Annotated in this window: 9 protein-coding genes; 2 read left to right on the top strand and 7 right to left on the bottom strand. The window is 64.6% G+C overall.

What is annotated here, in order from left to right; translation table 11 throughout:
- Position 1 precedes the first annotated feature (1 nt).
- The 3 genes from glgB to AC0L3P_RS14405 are packed head-to-tail and all read right to left on the bottom strand — an operon-like array spanning position 2 to position 7384.
- Positions 2–2140 carry a 1,4-alpha-glucan branching protein GlgB gene (gene glgB, locus AC0L3P_RS14395; RefSeq protein ID WP_275169284.1) on the bottom strand — a complete coding sequence of 713 codons (2139 nt, stop codon included), beginning with the start codon at positions 2138–2140 and terminating at the stop codon, positions 2–4.
- On the bottom strand, positions 2133–5426 hold the full coding sequence (gene treS, locus AC0L3P_RS14400; RefSeq protein WP_275169283.1) for a maltose alpha-D-glucosyltransferase: 3294 nt from the start codon (positions 5424–5426) through the stop codon (positions 2133–2135). Before treS ends, glgB begins: the two co-directional genes overlap by 8 nt.
- 11 nt (positions 5427–5437) lie before the next feature.
- On the bottom strand, positions 5438–7384 hold the full coding sequence (locus tag AC0L3P_RS14405) for a maltotransferase domain-containing protein (protein WP_275169282.1): 1947 nt from the start codon (positions 7382–7384) through the stop codon (positions 5438–5440).
- A gap of 204 nt (positions 7385–7588) precedes the next feature.
- Between AC0L3P_RS14405 and malQ the strand changes: the two genes are divergently transcribed.
- Positions 7589–9550, top strand: a complete 1962-nt coding sequence (gene malQ, locus AC0L3P_RS14410) for a 4-alpha-glucanotransferase (RefSeq protein WP_275169281.1) — start codon at positions 7589–7591, stop codon at positions 9548–9550.
- A gap of 43 nt (positions 9551–9593) precedes the next feature.
- Complete coding sequence (locus tag AC0L3P_RS14415) at positions 9594–11396, top strand: glycoside hydrolase family 15 protein (protein ID WP_275169280.1); 1803 nt, start codon at positions 9594–9596, stop codon at positions 11394–11396.
- Position 11397: 1 nt separating this feature from the next.
- On the opposite strand, the gene AC0L3P_RS14420 is transcribed toward AC0L3P_RS14415, so the two are convergent.
- The 4 genes from AC0L3P_RS14420 to zwf are packed head-to-tail and all read right to left on the bottom strand — an operon-like array spanning position 11398 to position 15011.
- Positions 11398–12210, bottom strand: coding sequence for an HAD family hydrolase (locus tag AC0L3P_RS14420; protein WP_275169279.1), 813 nt, complete (start codon positions 12208–12210; stop codon positions 11398–11400).
- 23 nt (positions 12211–12233) lie between these two features.
- Positions 12234–12764 carry a gluconokinase gene (locus AC0L3P_RS14425; RefSeq protein ID WP_106945853.1) on the bottom strand — a complete coding sequence of 177 codons (531 nt, stop codon included), beginning with the start codon at positions 12762–12764 and terminating at the stop codon, positions 12234–12236.
- On the bottom strand, positions 12751–13500 hold the full coding sequence (pgl, locus tag AC0L3P_RS14430) for a 6-phosphogluconolactonase (protein WP_275169278.1): 750 nt from the start codon (positions 13498–13500) through the stop codon (positions 12751–12753). The genes AC0L3P_RS14425 and pgl overlap by 14 nt, the downstream gene beginning before the upstream one ends.
- Complete coding sequence (gene zwf / locus AC0L3P_RS14435; RefSeq protein ID WP_275169277.1) at positions 13500–15011, bottom strand: glucose-6-phosphate dehydrogenase; 1512 nt, start codon at positions 15009–15011, stop codon at positions 13500–13502. The genes pgl and zwf overlap by 1 nt, the downstream gene beginning before the upstream one ends.
- Positions 15012–15029 lie beyond the last annotated feature (18 nt).

Below are 15029 nucleotides of genomic sequence, written 5' to 3' on the forward strand. Positions count from 1 at the left end.
TTCAGCTTTCCGGAACGAGGAAGATCGCGGCGAGCGGCGGAATGGTGAGCCGTAGCTCGCCATTGACGGCGTGGACTTCGCCGATGTTGCCGACATTGCTGCCGCCGTAATGGGCGGAGTCCGAGTTGAACACTTCCTTCCACTTGCCACCGAAGGGCGCCCGAACGCGGTAGTTGCGATAGACGTTGGGTGAGAAGTTGACGATCACCATGCACCGAGCGTGCTCGTCAAACCCCTTGCGCAGCCAGGCGAACACGTTGCGGTTGGCGTCGTCGGTGATCAGCCATTCGAAGCCGGCCGGCTCGCAGTCCATCTGGTGCAGGGCGGGCACCGCGCGATAGAGCCGGTTGAGATCGCGGATCAGCGCCTGGATGCCTGAATGGGGCTTGTACTCGAGCAAGTGCCAGTCGAGCGACTGGTCGTGATTCCATTCGCGGCTTTGCGCGATCTCGGCGCCCATGAACAGCAGCTTCTTGCCGGGATGGCCGAACATGAAGCTGTAATAGGCGCGCAAATTCGCGAAACGCTGCCATTCGTCGCCGGGCATGCGCCCCAGGATCGAGCGCTTGCCGTGCACGACCTCGTCATGCGACAGCGGCAGGACGAAGTTTTCCGAAAAGGCGTAGTGCAGGCCGAACAGGATGTCGCCGTGATGATGCTTGCGGTGGATCGGGTCCTTGCTGATGTAGTTCAGCGTGTCATGCATCCAGCCCATGTTCCACTTGTAGCCGAAGCCGAGCCCGCCGAATTCGACCGGACGCGAGACCTGCGGCCAGGCGGTGGACTCTTCGGCGGCCGTGGTCGCCTGTGGGAAACGCGCGAACAGCTCGGTGTTGAAGCGGCGCAGGAACGCGATCGCCTCGATGTTCTCCCGGCCGCCATGCTGGTTCGGAATCCACGCGCCGGGCGGACGGCTGTAGTCGAGGTAGAGCATGGACGCGACCGCATCGACGCGCAGTCCGTCGATCGCGTAGCGCTCGAGCCAGAACAGCGCGTTCGACACCAGGAAGTTCGTCACTTCGGTGCGGCCGTAATTGTAGATCAACGTGCCCCAATCGAGATGGCGGCCCTGGAGCGGATTGGCGTGTTCGTACAGCGCTGTGCCGTCGAAGCTGCCGAGCCCGTGCGGGTCGTCCGGGAAGTGGCCGGGCACCCAGTCGAGCAGCACGCCGACGCCCTCGCGGTGGCAGGCATCGACCAGCGCGGCAAAATCCTCCGGCGTGCCGAAGCGGCTGGTTGGCGCATACAGGCCGGTCGGCTGATAGCCCCATGAGCCGTCGAAGGGATGCTCGCTGACGGGGAGGAATTCGAGATGGGTGAAGCCCATGTCGCGGGCGTAGGCCGGCAGCTGCTCTGCCAGCTCGCGATAGGTCAGCCATTCATCGCCGTTCTTGCGCCGCCACGAGCCGAGATGCACCTCGTAGATCGACATCGGTGCGGACAGCGCGTTGATGCCGTCGGGCGCCGGTCGCGGCCGCGGCAGATGCGCTTCGTCGAACACGATGGAAGCGGTCTTCGGCCGCACCTCACTCGCAAACGCCATCGGATCGGACTTCAGCGGAAGCAGATGGCCATGCGGTCCGATGATTTCGAACTTGTAGTGGTCGCCGGCCTTGGCGTGCGGGATGAACAATTCCCAATAGCCCGCGCCGCGCACCCGCATCGGATGGCGCCGCCCGTCCCAGAAGTTGAAGTCGCCGACCACGGAGACACGTCGGGCGTTAGGCGCCAGCACCACGAAGCCGATGCCATCGATGCCTTCGAGCCGCATCGGATGTGCGCCGAGCTTGTCGTAAAGGCGTTGGTGGGTGCCTTCGCCGAGCAGATAGAGGTCGAAATCGGTCAGGATCGGCGGAAAGCGATAAGTGTCCTCGAATTCGATGACGTTGTCGCCGAACTTCGCGCGGAGCTGGTAGTGCTTCGCGCCGTTCGGCAGAGCGCCGATGAACAGGCCGGAATCATGGACGCGATCGAGCTTCGCCACCTCGCCGTGCTCGCCCACCGCTTCGACGTTGGAAGCATCGGGAAGAAACGCGCGCACCACGCTCTTGTCGCCCTCGGGATGCAGCCCGAGATAGTGGAAGGGATCGGAGTGGCGACCCTCGATGATCGCATAGGCCTCGGCAGGGAGTTTAGGCATGGGCTTCGCTCTCGATACTGGACAGAATGCGAAGCAGTCCGGACAGCGGCGCATGGAGCCCCTCAGGCCGGTTGGACAGCTCGTACTCTACTTCCTCGAATGCATGATCAAGCAGGAAAAAGCTTAACAGGCCTGCCGCGGATTGCGGATCTTCCGGCCACAGCCGCCGATCGGTCATAGCGTCGCGGTAGGCGGTGAGGAACGTCGCGGTGGTGCGCTCGCGCCATTCGTCGAGCGCAGCCGTAAGCCGGCCCTGTTCGTCGGAGGCGCCCGTGAGCGCGCGATGGAGCGCCGCGTTAACCGAAAGATCAATCGAGCGGATCAGGCCGGCAACGTCGCGCGCCGCAGGCAGCTTGCGCCGCTTGTCGGCCTGCGGCAAACGCGGATCTCCGTCGAAGTCGATGATGAAGATATCGTCCTTCACGATCAGAGTTTGCCCGAGGCGGAAGTCGCCATGATGACGGATGTTCAACCCGCCGATCTCGGAAGGTAATAGCGCGTTGAGCCGGCCGGACAGGGACGCGCGCTCCGCGACGAGCTGATTGATCAGCGGTCGATCCGCCTCCCGCAGGCCGTCGGTGCTGGCGGCCAGCCGCTCGAAGACCCGTTCGGCCCGTGCCTTGAGCTCGGATGACCAGCGCTTGATTTGTACGGAGCCAATCGGCTCCGGCGCGAGATCGCCAGGCTTTGCGGCGGCCAGAGCCACATGCAGCTCGGCGAGCCGCCGGCCGATCTGCGTAATGAAGTGCAGATAGGGCGCTTGCTCCTGGGTCTCGCGGGGCATCTCGCCCGGAGGCAGCACCCGCTGCTCGTCGATATAGCGGTCGAGATAGCCCGCGGTGACGCCCCAGCCGTCGCCCTGGTTCTCGACATAGGCGTGCAGCACGCCGACCGCGCTGCGGCGGTCGTCTTCGACCAGCTCGACGCTGCCGAGCAGTGCCGGCGTATTGGCAAAGCGGGCGATTTCGGTGAGATAGGAGCCGATCTCGATCTCGGGATGGATACCGGCTTCGAGCTGGCGATAGATCTTGGCGACATACTGGTTGTCGACCAGCGCGGTGCTGTTCGACTGTTCGATCGCGCGGATGCGTTCGGGCTCCTTGATGGTGTACTCGGCAAACCGGCTGGTCGCCTTGAACTCCAGCCGCAGATTGTTTTCCTCCACCACTAGGTTCTGCGACAGATTGCGCAGGAACAGGCCAATGAAGATCTGCTCGGTTGCCACATCCAGCAGCGTGCCTTCGCGGGCACCCTGGCGTACGGCGGCGAGCGCCCTGGGATTGAAGCGTTCGCGGTCGAAGCGAACCCATTCGATCTGCATCGGCAGCACGTAGCGCGTGGTGACGTCGCCCTGCGCCGCCTCGAAGAACGCGATCCAGGGCCTGTTGTCGCCGATGTCGCAGAACGGCACCGCCGAGGTCAGCGTCGGTTTGATGTGCTTGGGATTGTGCTCCGGATACCAGCGTGTGCGCGACAGGAAGCCCGGCAGCACCTCATGCTCGAACACGCCGCGCTCGCGCGCCAGCGACACCCAGGTCGAGTTCACCGGCACCACCAGCGTCTCGAATTCCGGCACAGCGCGCGGTGTCACCGGCTCGGACTTGTCGCGCTCGGCGAGCTGGAACCAGTAGAAGCCATAGGGCCCCAGCGTGACCATGTAGGGCAGTTCGCCGATCGCCGGAAAACGCGTGCGGCCGAGCATCTCCTGCGGGATGCGGTCCTTCCAGGGCGACAGATCGAGCTCGGTCGCCTGGGCTGCGCGCGACAGATTGGCGACGCAGAGGATTACCTCGTCGCGGTACTGCCGGACATAGGCCAGCACGGCGCGGTTGGCCGGACGGATGAAGGTCATGGTGCCGCGGCCGAAGGCGAGCGTCGATTTGCGCACCGAGATCAGGCGCTTGGTGGCGCTGAGCAGCGAGGACAGGCTGCGCGACTGCGCCTCCACGTTCACTGATTCATAGCCGTAGACGGGATCCATGATCAGCGGCGCATAGAGGCGGGCAGGGTCGCAGCGCGAGAAGCCGCCGTTGCGGTCCGGGCTCCACTGCATCGGCGTGCGCACGCCGTTGCGGTCGCCGAGATAGATGTTGTCGCCCATGCCGATCTCGTCGCCGTAATAGATGATCGGCGTTCCCGGGAAGGACAGCAGCAGCGAGTTCATCAGCTCGATCTTGCGCCGGTCGTTGTCCATCAGCGGCGCGAGGCGCCGGCGGATGCCGACATTGATGCGGGCGCGCGGATCGTTGGCGTAGGTGGTCCACAGATAGTCGCGCTCGACGTCGGTCACCATCTCCAGCGTCAGCTCGTCATGGTTGCGCAGGAACAGCGCCCATTGGCAGCTCGCCGGAATGTCCGGCGTCTGGCGCAGGATGTCGGTGATCGGAAAGCGGTCCTCCTGGGCGATCGCCATGTAAATGCGCGGCATCAGCGGGAAGTGATAGGCCATGTGGCACTCGTCGCCGCGGCCGAAATATTCCTGCACGTCCTCGGGCCATTGATTGGCCTCGGCCAGCAGCAGCTTGCCCTTGGAGTAGGAATCGAGCTCATGGCGGAGCCGCTTGATGATGGCGTGCGTCTCCGGGAGGTTCTCGTTCGAGGTGCCTTCGCGCTCGCAGAGATAGGGAATCGCGTCCAGACGGAAGCCGTCGACGCCGGCGTCCAGCCAGCGCTTCATCACCTGGATGAGGGCGCTGACGACGCGGGGATTGTCGAAATTGAGATCCGGCTGGTGCGAGAAGAAGCGGTGCCAATAGAACGCGCCGGCCTCGTGGTCCCAGGTCCAGTTCGACTTCTCGGTGTCGGTGAAGATGATGCGGGTGCCTTGGTATTTCTGGTCGGTGTCGCTCCAGACATACCAGTTGCGGGCGCTCGAGCCCGGAGGGCTGCGGCGCGCGCGCTTGAACCAATTGTGCTGGTCCGAGGTGTGGTTGACGACGAGCTCGGTGATGACGCGCAAGCTGCGCTTCTGCGCCTCCTGGATGAAGCGCTTGAAATCCTTCATCGTCCCGAAATCGGGATTGACCGCGCCGTAGTCGGCGATGTCGTAGCCATCGTCGCGGCCGGGCGAAGGATAGAACGGCAGCAGCCACAGCGCGGTGACGCCGAGCTCCTGCAGATAAGGCAGCTTCTCGGTCAGGCCTGCGAAGTCGCCGATACCGTCCTGATTGCTATCGGCAAACGCCTTGACGTGGAGCTGATAGATAATGGCGTCCTTGTACCAGAGCTCATCCACGATCTCGGCAGCCTCGGCTTTCTTGGTGTCGACGGAAGACAATACGTTCATGGCGTGCGCCCTTACGCCAGGCAACGGAACAGCAGCGCCGGATCGCGCTCGGGATCGATACGCAACCTGATCCCGCCCCATTCGATGCGGGCCTGTTCGCCGGTGAGGAGGTTTTCGAGTGCCGACACATGGTGTCGCTGCCCGCCGGCGTCAACCGTGACGTCGCCGAGCGGCAACCAGAATTCGCGCGCGTGGCGCGAGAGCGCAACAACGGCCACGACGATGTTGGCCGGGCCGGTCGCTTCCTTGACGAAGGCGATCGTCTCGCCGTCTTCGATGCCGAGGAAGCGCAGGTTCGCCGTCTGCTGAAGCGCAGCATTCTCATTGCGGATGCGATTGAGCTCCGTGATGTAGGCCTTGATGTTGCCGGGCTTGTTCCAGTCGCGCTGCTTGATCTGGTATTTCTCGGAGTCGAGATATTCCTCGCGGCCGGGGACCGCGTCGTGCTCCAGCAACTCGAATCCGCTGTAGACGCCGTAACTGCCGGACAAGGTCGCCGCCAGCGCGACGCGGGATTTGAACGCCCATGTCTCGCCGCCCTGGAGATGATAGGGCAAAAGATCGGGCGTGTTCACGAACAGGTTCGGCCGATAGAATTCACGTTCGGGGTAGCGCGTCAGCTCGCCGAGATATTGCTCCAGCTCCCACTTTGCCGTGCGCCAGGGGAAATAGCTGAACGATTGTGCAAAGCCGAGCTTGGCGAGCCCCTTCATCAGCTTCGGGCGCGCGAACGTCTTGGAGAACAGGATCACCTCGGGATGCCGGCGGCGGATGTCACGGATCAGCCACTCCCAGAAAGCGAGCGGCGCGGTGTCGTGATTGTCGATGGCGAAGATGGTGACGCCGTGGTCGATCCAGAACAGCATGGCGTCGCGAAACGCATTCCACAGTCCAGCCCGGTCGAGGGACGTGAAATCGGGGATGACGATATCGGAATAGGGGCCGTCAGCCGTCCGCACCGAGCGGTCCGGCCGCCATTTGAACCATTCCGGATGCTGCGTCAGCCACGGGTGGTCCGGCGAGCATTGCACGGCGAAGTCGAGCGCGAGTTCGAGGCCGTATTCCAGGCAGGTCGCGACCAGCGCGCGAAAATCCTCGATCGTGCCGAGTTCGGGGTGCAGCGCATCGTGCCCGCCCTCGATGGCGCCGATCGCATAAGGCGAGCCGGAATCGCCGTCGCCCGCTACCGGAGCATTATTGCGGCCCTTGCGCCGGCTGCGGCCAATGGGATGGATCGGCGTGAAGTAGAGCACGTCAAAGCCCATCGCGGCGATGTCGGGCACGCGCGCTATGCAGTCGCGGAGTGTGCCGTGCTGTCCCGGCACCGCGCTCTGGCTGCGCGGCATCATCTGATACCAGGCGCCGAAGCGTGCCTTGTCGCGGTCGACGAACAGTGGGAATAGCGCCGAGCGCGTGAGGTCGGGCCGCAACTGGCTCTCCGCCATGGCTGCGCCGAGCTCGGTTGCCAGCAGCGGGGCAACGTCGCCGGTCTGAAGATAGTCCTCGCATTGCCTGACGATGAGAGCGGCGGCGTCCTGCTGCGCGCCATGCGCCTTGGTCAGGAGGCCGGCGCCCTCGATCGCATCGAGCGTGACGTCGGCGCCGGAGCGCTGCTTGCGCGCGACCGCGTGCGACCACGTCGCGAACTCGTCGGTCCAGGCTTCGATCGCATAGACATATTTGCCGGGCTCGACGGGTGTGAACGCGCCGGACCAGCGGTCATTGCCGTGAGGGATCATCGGCTCGCTCTGCCATTCGCGGTCCTGCTCCTGTCGCCAGATCAGCGCTGCGCCGATCACGGCGTCGCCGTCGCGGTAGATGTCGGCCCAGACCTCGACCGGTTCGCGCGCAATCCGCTTCACGGGGAAGCGCCCGCCGTCGATCAGGGGATAGACGTCTTCGATGAGGAAAGTGCTGCCCGCTGCGGCACTCTCGACAGTTTGAATTGTCTTGTTCACGGTGATGCCATTGACAAGAAAGCAGGAGCCCGTTTCCCTTGCCGGGAACCTACGCTTGATACCACTATAGAAAGCCGCTTGTGTGTCATTGGTTCCGTTGGGAACGGCAGGCGCGGCTCGCGAGTTAACCCTGAATAACCTCTTCCGCGACCTCGTTAAAATCGATGCCCCCGGCCAAAAAATGGCCTGCAAGCTGCGTGCCGAATGGATCTTTTAGCTCAAGCCCGGATCAAGGGCGTTCAATCCGAATTCGTCGATGCCCTCGGAAAGCTGCGGGTCACCGATCCCGTGGCCCTCAAATCCATCCTCGACGCCCTGCCGGAGAAGCGGGTTTACCGCTTCGTCAGCGGGCCCGTGGTGGTACGCGCCTTGGGACATCCGCGCACCGAATTGACGACGATCGGTGCGCCGCCACTCAAATGGAAGATCACGGGCAACGGCAATTTGATCGCGCAAGGCGAGACGCGCGAGCCCGTGATTGCCTGGCCCGCCGGCCTGCCGCTCGGCTATCACCGCCTGACGCTGACCGATGCCGAAGGCGTGACCGAAGAAGTGCCGATGATCGTGGCGCCGGAGCGGGCCTTTGGCGGCGATTTCGACCGCGGCTGGCTGCTTGCCGTGCAGCTCTACAGCGTCCGCTCGGACCGCAATTGGGGCATCGGCGATTTCACCGACCTCGCCGGTCTCGTCCGGCTCGCCAAGCAGTTGGGGGCCGACGGCGTCGGGCTCAATCCCCTACATGTGTTGTTCGACGACCATCCGGCGGACTGCAGCCCCTATTCGCCGAACAGCCGGCTGTTTCTCAATCCGCTCTATATCGACGTCGAGGCGATCCCGGAATTTTCTCCCGACCTCGTCCCCGACGCGGCCGCGACCGCCGCGCGGCTCCGTAAAGGCGATCGTGTGCCCTATCCGGATATGGCGGCCTTGAAATGGTTGGCCTTGCGCGCCGCCTTCGACAGCTTCGTGAAAACCGCGAGCGGCGTCCGCCGCAACCAGTTCGACGCCTTCCGCGCGGCTCGCGCGCCGCTGTTGTCCCGCTTTGCCTGTTTCGAGGTGCTCCGTCATCGCTTCGCGGCGCCGTGGTGGGAATGGCCGATGGAATGGCAGCAGCCGGACGAGGCGAAATGCGCCGAGCTGCGCAGCGGGCCCGACAAGCACGAGGTCGAGTTCGTCGAATTCGTGCAATGGACCGCCGATAGCCAGTTGCATGCCGCCAAGGAGCTGGCCGGCCAGCTCGGCATGCGGGTCGGGCTTTATCTCGACGTTGCCGTCGGCGTGCAGTCGAACGGCTTCGATGCCTGGAACGAGCAGGGGGCGATTTCCCGTCATCTCGCCGTCGGCGCGCCGCCGGACGTGCTCAACACCGTCGGCCAGGATTGGGGCCTCGCCGGCTTCAATGCCGGCGGCCTGGAGGCGCAATCCTTCGTGCCGTTCGCCGATATGCTCGCGGCTTCGATGCGCCATTCCGGGGCCATCCGTCTCGATCACGTGCTGGGCCTGAAGCGGCTTTATCTGGTGCCGCGCGGCTTCAAGCCCGACAACGGCGCCTATGTGCAGATGCCGTTCGATGCGCTGCTGGCGACCGTGGCGCGCGAGAGCGCGGCCCATAAGTGCATCGTGATCGGCGAGGACCTCGGCACGGTGCCGGAAGGTTTTCGCGAGACCATGCAGGATTTCGGCATCTGGTCCTATCTCGTCATGATGTTCGAGCGCGACGATGCCGGTCACTTCCGGCCCGTCGATCACTACCGGCCCAACGCGCTGGTGACGCTGAACACGCATGATTTGTCGACCTATGCCGGCTGGCGCTCCTTCAGCGATCTCAAGATGAAGCGCTCGCTCGGGCTCGATCCCGGCGAGAACGATCAGGCCCGCTGGGATGCGCTCGGCCTGCTCGACGAGATCCTGCGTGCCAACGGCATCCGTGCCAATGATGTCTATTCGGTGCTCGCCTTCCTGTCGCGCACGCCGTCGCGGCTGCTTGCGGTGTCGCTGGAGGATCTGCTCGGCGTGATCGACCAGCCCAACATTCCCGGCACGATCGATGAGCATCCGAACTGGCGCCAGCGCCTGCCAGTGACGCTCGACAAGATCGCCTCGAAGGTCGATCTCGCGGCTTTGAAGGCCGCCACACGGGAACGCTCGTTGCCCGGCGGGCGTTGATCGCCGGGTCGTCCAGGACGCCGTTTTCGAGGCTCGCACGACATTGTCTCAGAAAATCGAGGACTATGCGCTGATCGGCGACTGCGAGACCGCGGCGCTGGTCGGCCGCAACGGCTCGATCGACTGGCTGTGCTGGCCGGCCTTCGATTCCGACGCCTGCTTTGCCGCGCTCCTCGGCACCCACAAGAACGGCCGCTGGCTGATCGCGCCGGGCGAGGACGTCACCGCGACGTCGCGCCGCTATCTCGGCGACACCCTCATCCTCGAAACGCGCTTTGAGACGAAAAGCGGCACCGTTGCGCTGATCGACTTCATGCCGCCGCGCGGCAAAGCCTCCGACATCGTGCGGCTGGTCCGCGGCGTCAGCGGCACGGTGAAGATGCGGATGGAGCTCGTGATCCGCTTCGGCTTCGGCGTCGACATCCCGTGGGTGCGGAGGATCGACCATTCCCTGCTGGCGGTCGCCGGGCAGGACATGACCGTGCTGCGGACGCCGGCGAAGACCCGCGGCGAGGATCTGACCACGGTTTCGGATTTCGAGGTGAGGGCCGGCGAGACCGTGCCGTTCGTGCTGACCTACGGCCCCTCGCATCTCGCGCCGCCCCCGCCGATCGACCCGGAACTCGCGCTCCAGGAGACCGAGAAATTCTGGCAGGAGTGGTGCAGCCACTGCAATCGCGATGGCGACTATCGCGACCTGATCGTGCGCTCGCTGATCACGCTCAAGGCGCTGACCTTCGGTCCGACCGGCGGCATCGTCGCGGCGCCGACCACCTCGTTGCCGGAGAAGCTCGGCGGCGCCAGGAATTGGGACTACCGCTTCTGCTGGCTGCGCGATGCCACCTTCACGCTGCTGGCTCTGATGAACTCAGGCTATACCGAGGAAGCCTCGGCCTGGCACAATTGGCTGTTGCGTGCGGCAGCCGGCTCGCCGTCGAACATGCAGATCATGTACGGCATCTGGGGCCAGCGGCGGCTGCTGGAATGGGAAGCCGGTTGGCTCGACGGTTACGAGGGCGCGCAGCCGGTGCGCGTCGGCAACGCCGCGCATGCGCAGCTCCAGCTCGACGTCTACGGCGAACTGATCGATGCCTTCCACCAGTCGCGCATGGCCAAGCTCAAGCTCGACGACGAGAGCTGGGCGTTGGAATGCGCCGTGCTCAAGCATCTCGCCGAAGTCTGGGACCAGCCCGATCATGGCATCTGGGAGCGGCGCGGACAGCCGAAGCATTATGTCTTCTCCAAGGTGATGACCTGGGTCGCCTTCGACCGCGGCATCAAGAGCGCCGAGACCTTCGGCTTCAAGGCGCCGCTGCTGCACTGGCGTACCTTGCGCGATGCCATTCATCGCGACGTCTGCAACCGGGGCTTCGACGCGGAGGAGAATGCCTTCGTGGAGTCCTACGGCTCGAAGCTGCTCGATGCCAGCGTGCTACTGCTGCCGGGCGTCGGCTTCCTGGAAGCGTCGGATCCGCGCATGCGCGGCACCATCGCGGCGGTGGAAAAGCACATGCTGCGCGACGGCTTCGTGCTGCGGCACGATCCCCGCGAGGTGCCTGCGGGGCAACCCCCGCTCGAAGGCGCCTTCCTCGCCTGCAGCTTGTGGTTGGCCGATGCCCATGTGCTGTCGGGCGATCTCGACAAGGCGCAGGTCTTGTTCGATCGCGTGGTCGGTATCGCAAATGACGTCGGGCTGCTGGCCGAGGAATATGATTCAGGCGCCAGGCGTCAGACCGGCAATTTCCCGCAGGCGCTGACCCATATCGCGCTGGTCAACACCGCGCATAATCTGTCGGCGGCAAGGCAGGGCAGCCAGAAGCCGGCGATGCAGCGGTCGAAGCAGTGACCTAGGCGACCTCGTTCCGCTTCAAGATCATCTCCATCGCTTCCGCAAAACCGTCCTGCTCGTTGGTCGCGGTGACGTGGGTCGCCTGGTCCTTGACGTTGTCGGCGGCGTTGCCCATGGCGATCGAGGTGCCGCTGACGCGGAACATCGCGAGGTCGTTCTGCATGTCGCCGATGGTGGCGACCGCGTCCGTTGAAATGCCGAGGCGCCTGGCCATGGCTTGCACGAATGTGCCCTTGTCGAAGCCGGGCGGGGTGATGTCGAGGTAATAGGTCTGCGAGCGCACCGCCATCGCCTCGCTGCCGAGCGCCTTCTGCATCGCCTTTTCGCAAGCTTCGAGGCCGGCTGCATCGGCGCTGGCTCCGACGATCTTGCAGGCGCTCGCGAGATAGGGTGAAAAGTCCGTGACGATGGTGGGATCGGAGCGGATGGTGTGCTGCTCGTGAGCGACGTATTGGCCATCAGGCCTGTCGATCAGCCACTTGTCGGTGGTGAATAGCCAGATGTCGGCGCCGAAGGCCCGGAGAATCTGCAAGCTTCGCTCGGCCGCGCCGGCCGGGATGAGATGCTGTTCGACCGGATTCATCTCGGGATCGACGATCGAGGAGCCGTTGAACGGGCCGACCGGCAGCCAGAGCGCCAGCGGCTCGATCAGGAAGCGCATGCCGATCGCGGGGCGGCTCGACGTAATCGTGAAACCGATGCCGGCCTGGTGCAGCCGCTGCACCGCGGACCTCGCGCGGTCGGTCAGCGTCTTGTCCTTGGTCAGCAGCGTACCGTCGACGTCCGAGACGACGAGCGAGATTTTTGTCATGGCGGTCCCTTGGGTATTTGGCCTCAGCGTTTCGCGCCGCCCAGTTTCAACTGCCGCACCGCGCCGTCCACGATCGCTTCCACGGATTCGTCGATCGAGACGGTGATCACGTGCTCGCCAGCCTCCGGCGGCTCCAGCGTGTTGAACTGGCTCGTCAGCAGGCCGGGCGGCATGAAGTGCCCCTTGCGTTGCGCGAGGCGAGCGGCGATCAGCTCCTTCGTGCCCCTCAGGAAGACGAAGCGGACGTCGTCGCGTCCGCGCAGGAGCACGTCCCGATAAGTATGCTTCAGCGCCGAGCAGGCGATGATCACGTGCTCGCCCTTGTCGCAGACCCGCGCGATCTCGTCGGCGATGGCGTTGAGCCAGGGCCAGCGGTCCTCGTCGGTGAGGGGATGGCCGGCCCGCATCTTCTCGACATTGCTGGCGGGGTGAAAGCTGTCGCCGTCCTCGAATCGCCAGCCGAGGCGCTCGCCGAGGGCTTTTGCAACCGTGCTCTTGCCCGAGCCCGACACGCCCATCACGATCAATGCACAAGGTGCTTCAACGCCCGCCACGAATTCCCTCCGGAAGCGCGGCCTGGTCGACCAGCCAGACGGTCTCGCCATTCGAGCGCGCGCGTACAGCCGGCAGAGTCTCGCCATTGAGCAGGCGCGTCAAGATCGGCTGCTTGTCGTGCCCCGCTATCTCGAACAGCATTTCGCGGCAGGACGCCAGCGCGGGCAGGGTGAGCGAGACCCGCGGCACGAAGGGCGCAACATTGGCCTTGGGGACGCCGACCACCCAGCGTCCCGTCTCCTCGATGGCGGGGTAGCCGGGGAAGAGCGAAGCCGTGTGGCCGTCCGGGCCCGCACCCATCAAGACCATGTCGAACAGCGGCCGTGCCGGATCCAGGCTTTCTGCGCCGTAGAAAGCCTGCAACTCGCGCGCATAGGCTTCGGCGCTCTGATCGGGGGTGTCTGCCGTCGTCGGGATCGGGTGAACATGGCCGGAGGGCGCGTTGTGATCGAGGAAGGTCGCGCGCGCCACCGCCATGTTGTGGAGGGGATCGCTTTCGGGCACGAAGCGCTCGTCACCGATGAACCAGTGCACGCGCTCCCACGGGATCTTTTCGCGCCAGGCGTCGCTGCCCAGCAGCTGATAGAGCTTCTTTGGGCTGGAGCCGCCGGTCAGGCAGATCGCGATGCGCCCGGGATTGGCCGCGATTCGCGCCATCACCCGTTCGGCCGCGGCTTGGGCGAGAGCCACGGCGTCGGGCTCGACGATCAGCTTCGGCTGTCCGGCCGTCGCCATCACGAAAACTTACGCCAGCTTCGGCCGTCGCGGCGGAGCAATTCATCGGCGCAGGCGGGGCCGTCGCTGCCGGCTTGATAGGTCTCGATGCCGTTGCTGCCCGCGTTCTTCCAGGCGTCCAGGAATGGCTGCACCGCCTGCCATCCGGCTTCGATGCCGTCGGCGCGCTGGAACAGGATGTTGTCGCCGATCATGCAGTCGTAGATCAGCGTCTCATAGCCGGTCGAGGGATCGGCCCGGAAATAGTCGCCGTAGCGGAACTTCATCTCGACGCCGTCGATGGTGACGCTCGGCCCCGGGATCTTGGCGTTGAACTGGAGCTCGATGGTCTCGGTCGGTGCGATGCCGATGGTGAGGAAGTTCTGCGAGAGGCGATCGACAGCCGTGCCTGAGAACATCGACAGCGGCGCCTGCTTGAACTTGATCGCGACCTCGGTGCGCTTGTGGCCGAGTGCCTTGCCGGTACGCAAATAGAACGGTACGCCGGCCCAGCGCCAATTGTCGATCATCAGCTTCAGCGCGACATAGGTCTCGGTGGTGCTGCCGGGCTTGACGTCCTCGGTCTTGCGATAGTCCGGGATCTCATCGTCGCCGATGCGCCCCGAGAGATACTGGGCGCGCACCGAGCTCTTCAGCGCTTCCTCTTCGCTCGGGCGCTGGATCGAGGTCAGAATCTCGGCCTTCTCGGAGCGCACGGAATGGGCGTCGAAACGCGCCGGCGGCTCCATCGCGACCAGCGACATCAGCTGAAACAGGTGGTTCGGCACCATGTCGCGCAGCGCGCCGGTCGCGTCGTAGAAGCCGCCGCGATGGCCGACGCCGAGTTTTTCCTCCACCGTGATCTGGATGTGGTCGATATGGTTGCGATTCCAGATCGGCTCGAACATGCCGTTGGCAAAGCGTAGCACCAGGATGTTCTGCACCGTCTCCTTGCCGAGATAGTGATCGATCCGGTAGATCTGGTGCTCGTCCATGATCTTCAGCAGCTCGCCATTCAGCGCGCGCGCGGAGGCGAGGTCGGTGCCGAACGGCTTTTCGATCACCAGCCGCCGCCACGCGCCGTTCTCCTTCATCATGCCGGTGCGGCCGAGCTCGCGCGCGGTCGGCGCGAACGCCGCCGGCGGCGTCGCGAGATAAAACAGCCGGTTGCCGCCGGTGTCCTGGGCGCATTCCAGGGAATCCAGATGCTCGCGCAGGCGATCAAAGGATGGCGGATCCTTTGCGTCGGCTTCGACGAAGGTCACGCATTCCAGCAGCTTCTTGGCAATGTCGTCGTCCACCGGACGGGTCGCGAACTGGCGCAAGCCCTTCAACAGGCTGTCGCGCAGCTCGTCGTCCGACTGGCCCCGGCGGGCGACGCCGACCACGCAGAACTTTTCCGGTAACAGATGCTCGGCCGCCAGATTGTAGAGCGAGGGCATCACCAGCCGATGGGTGAGATCTCCGGTCACGCCAAAGATGACGAAGGCGCAATTTTCCGGCTTGCGCTTTGGCTGCGGGTCTTTTGTCACGAACTGTTGGCCTTCGCT

It is taken from the genome of Bradyrhizobium sp. WSM4874 (genome assembly GCF_055811835.1).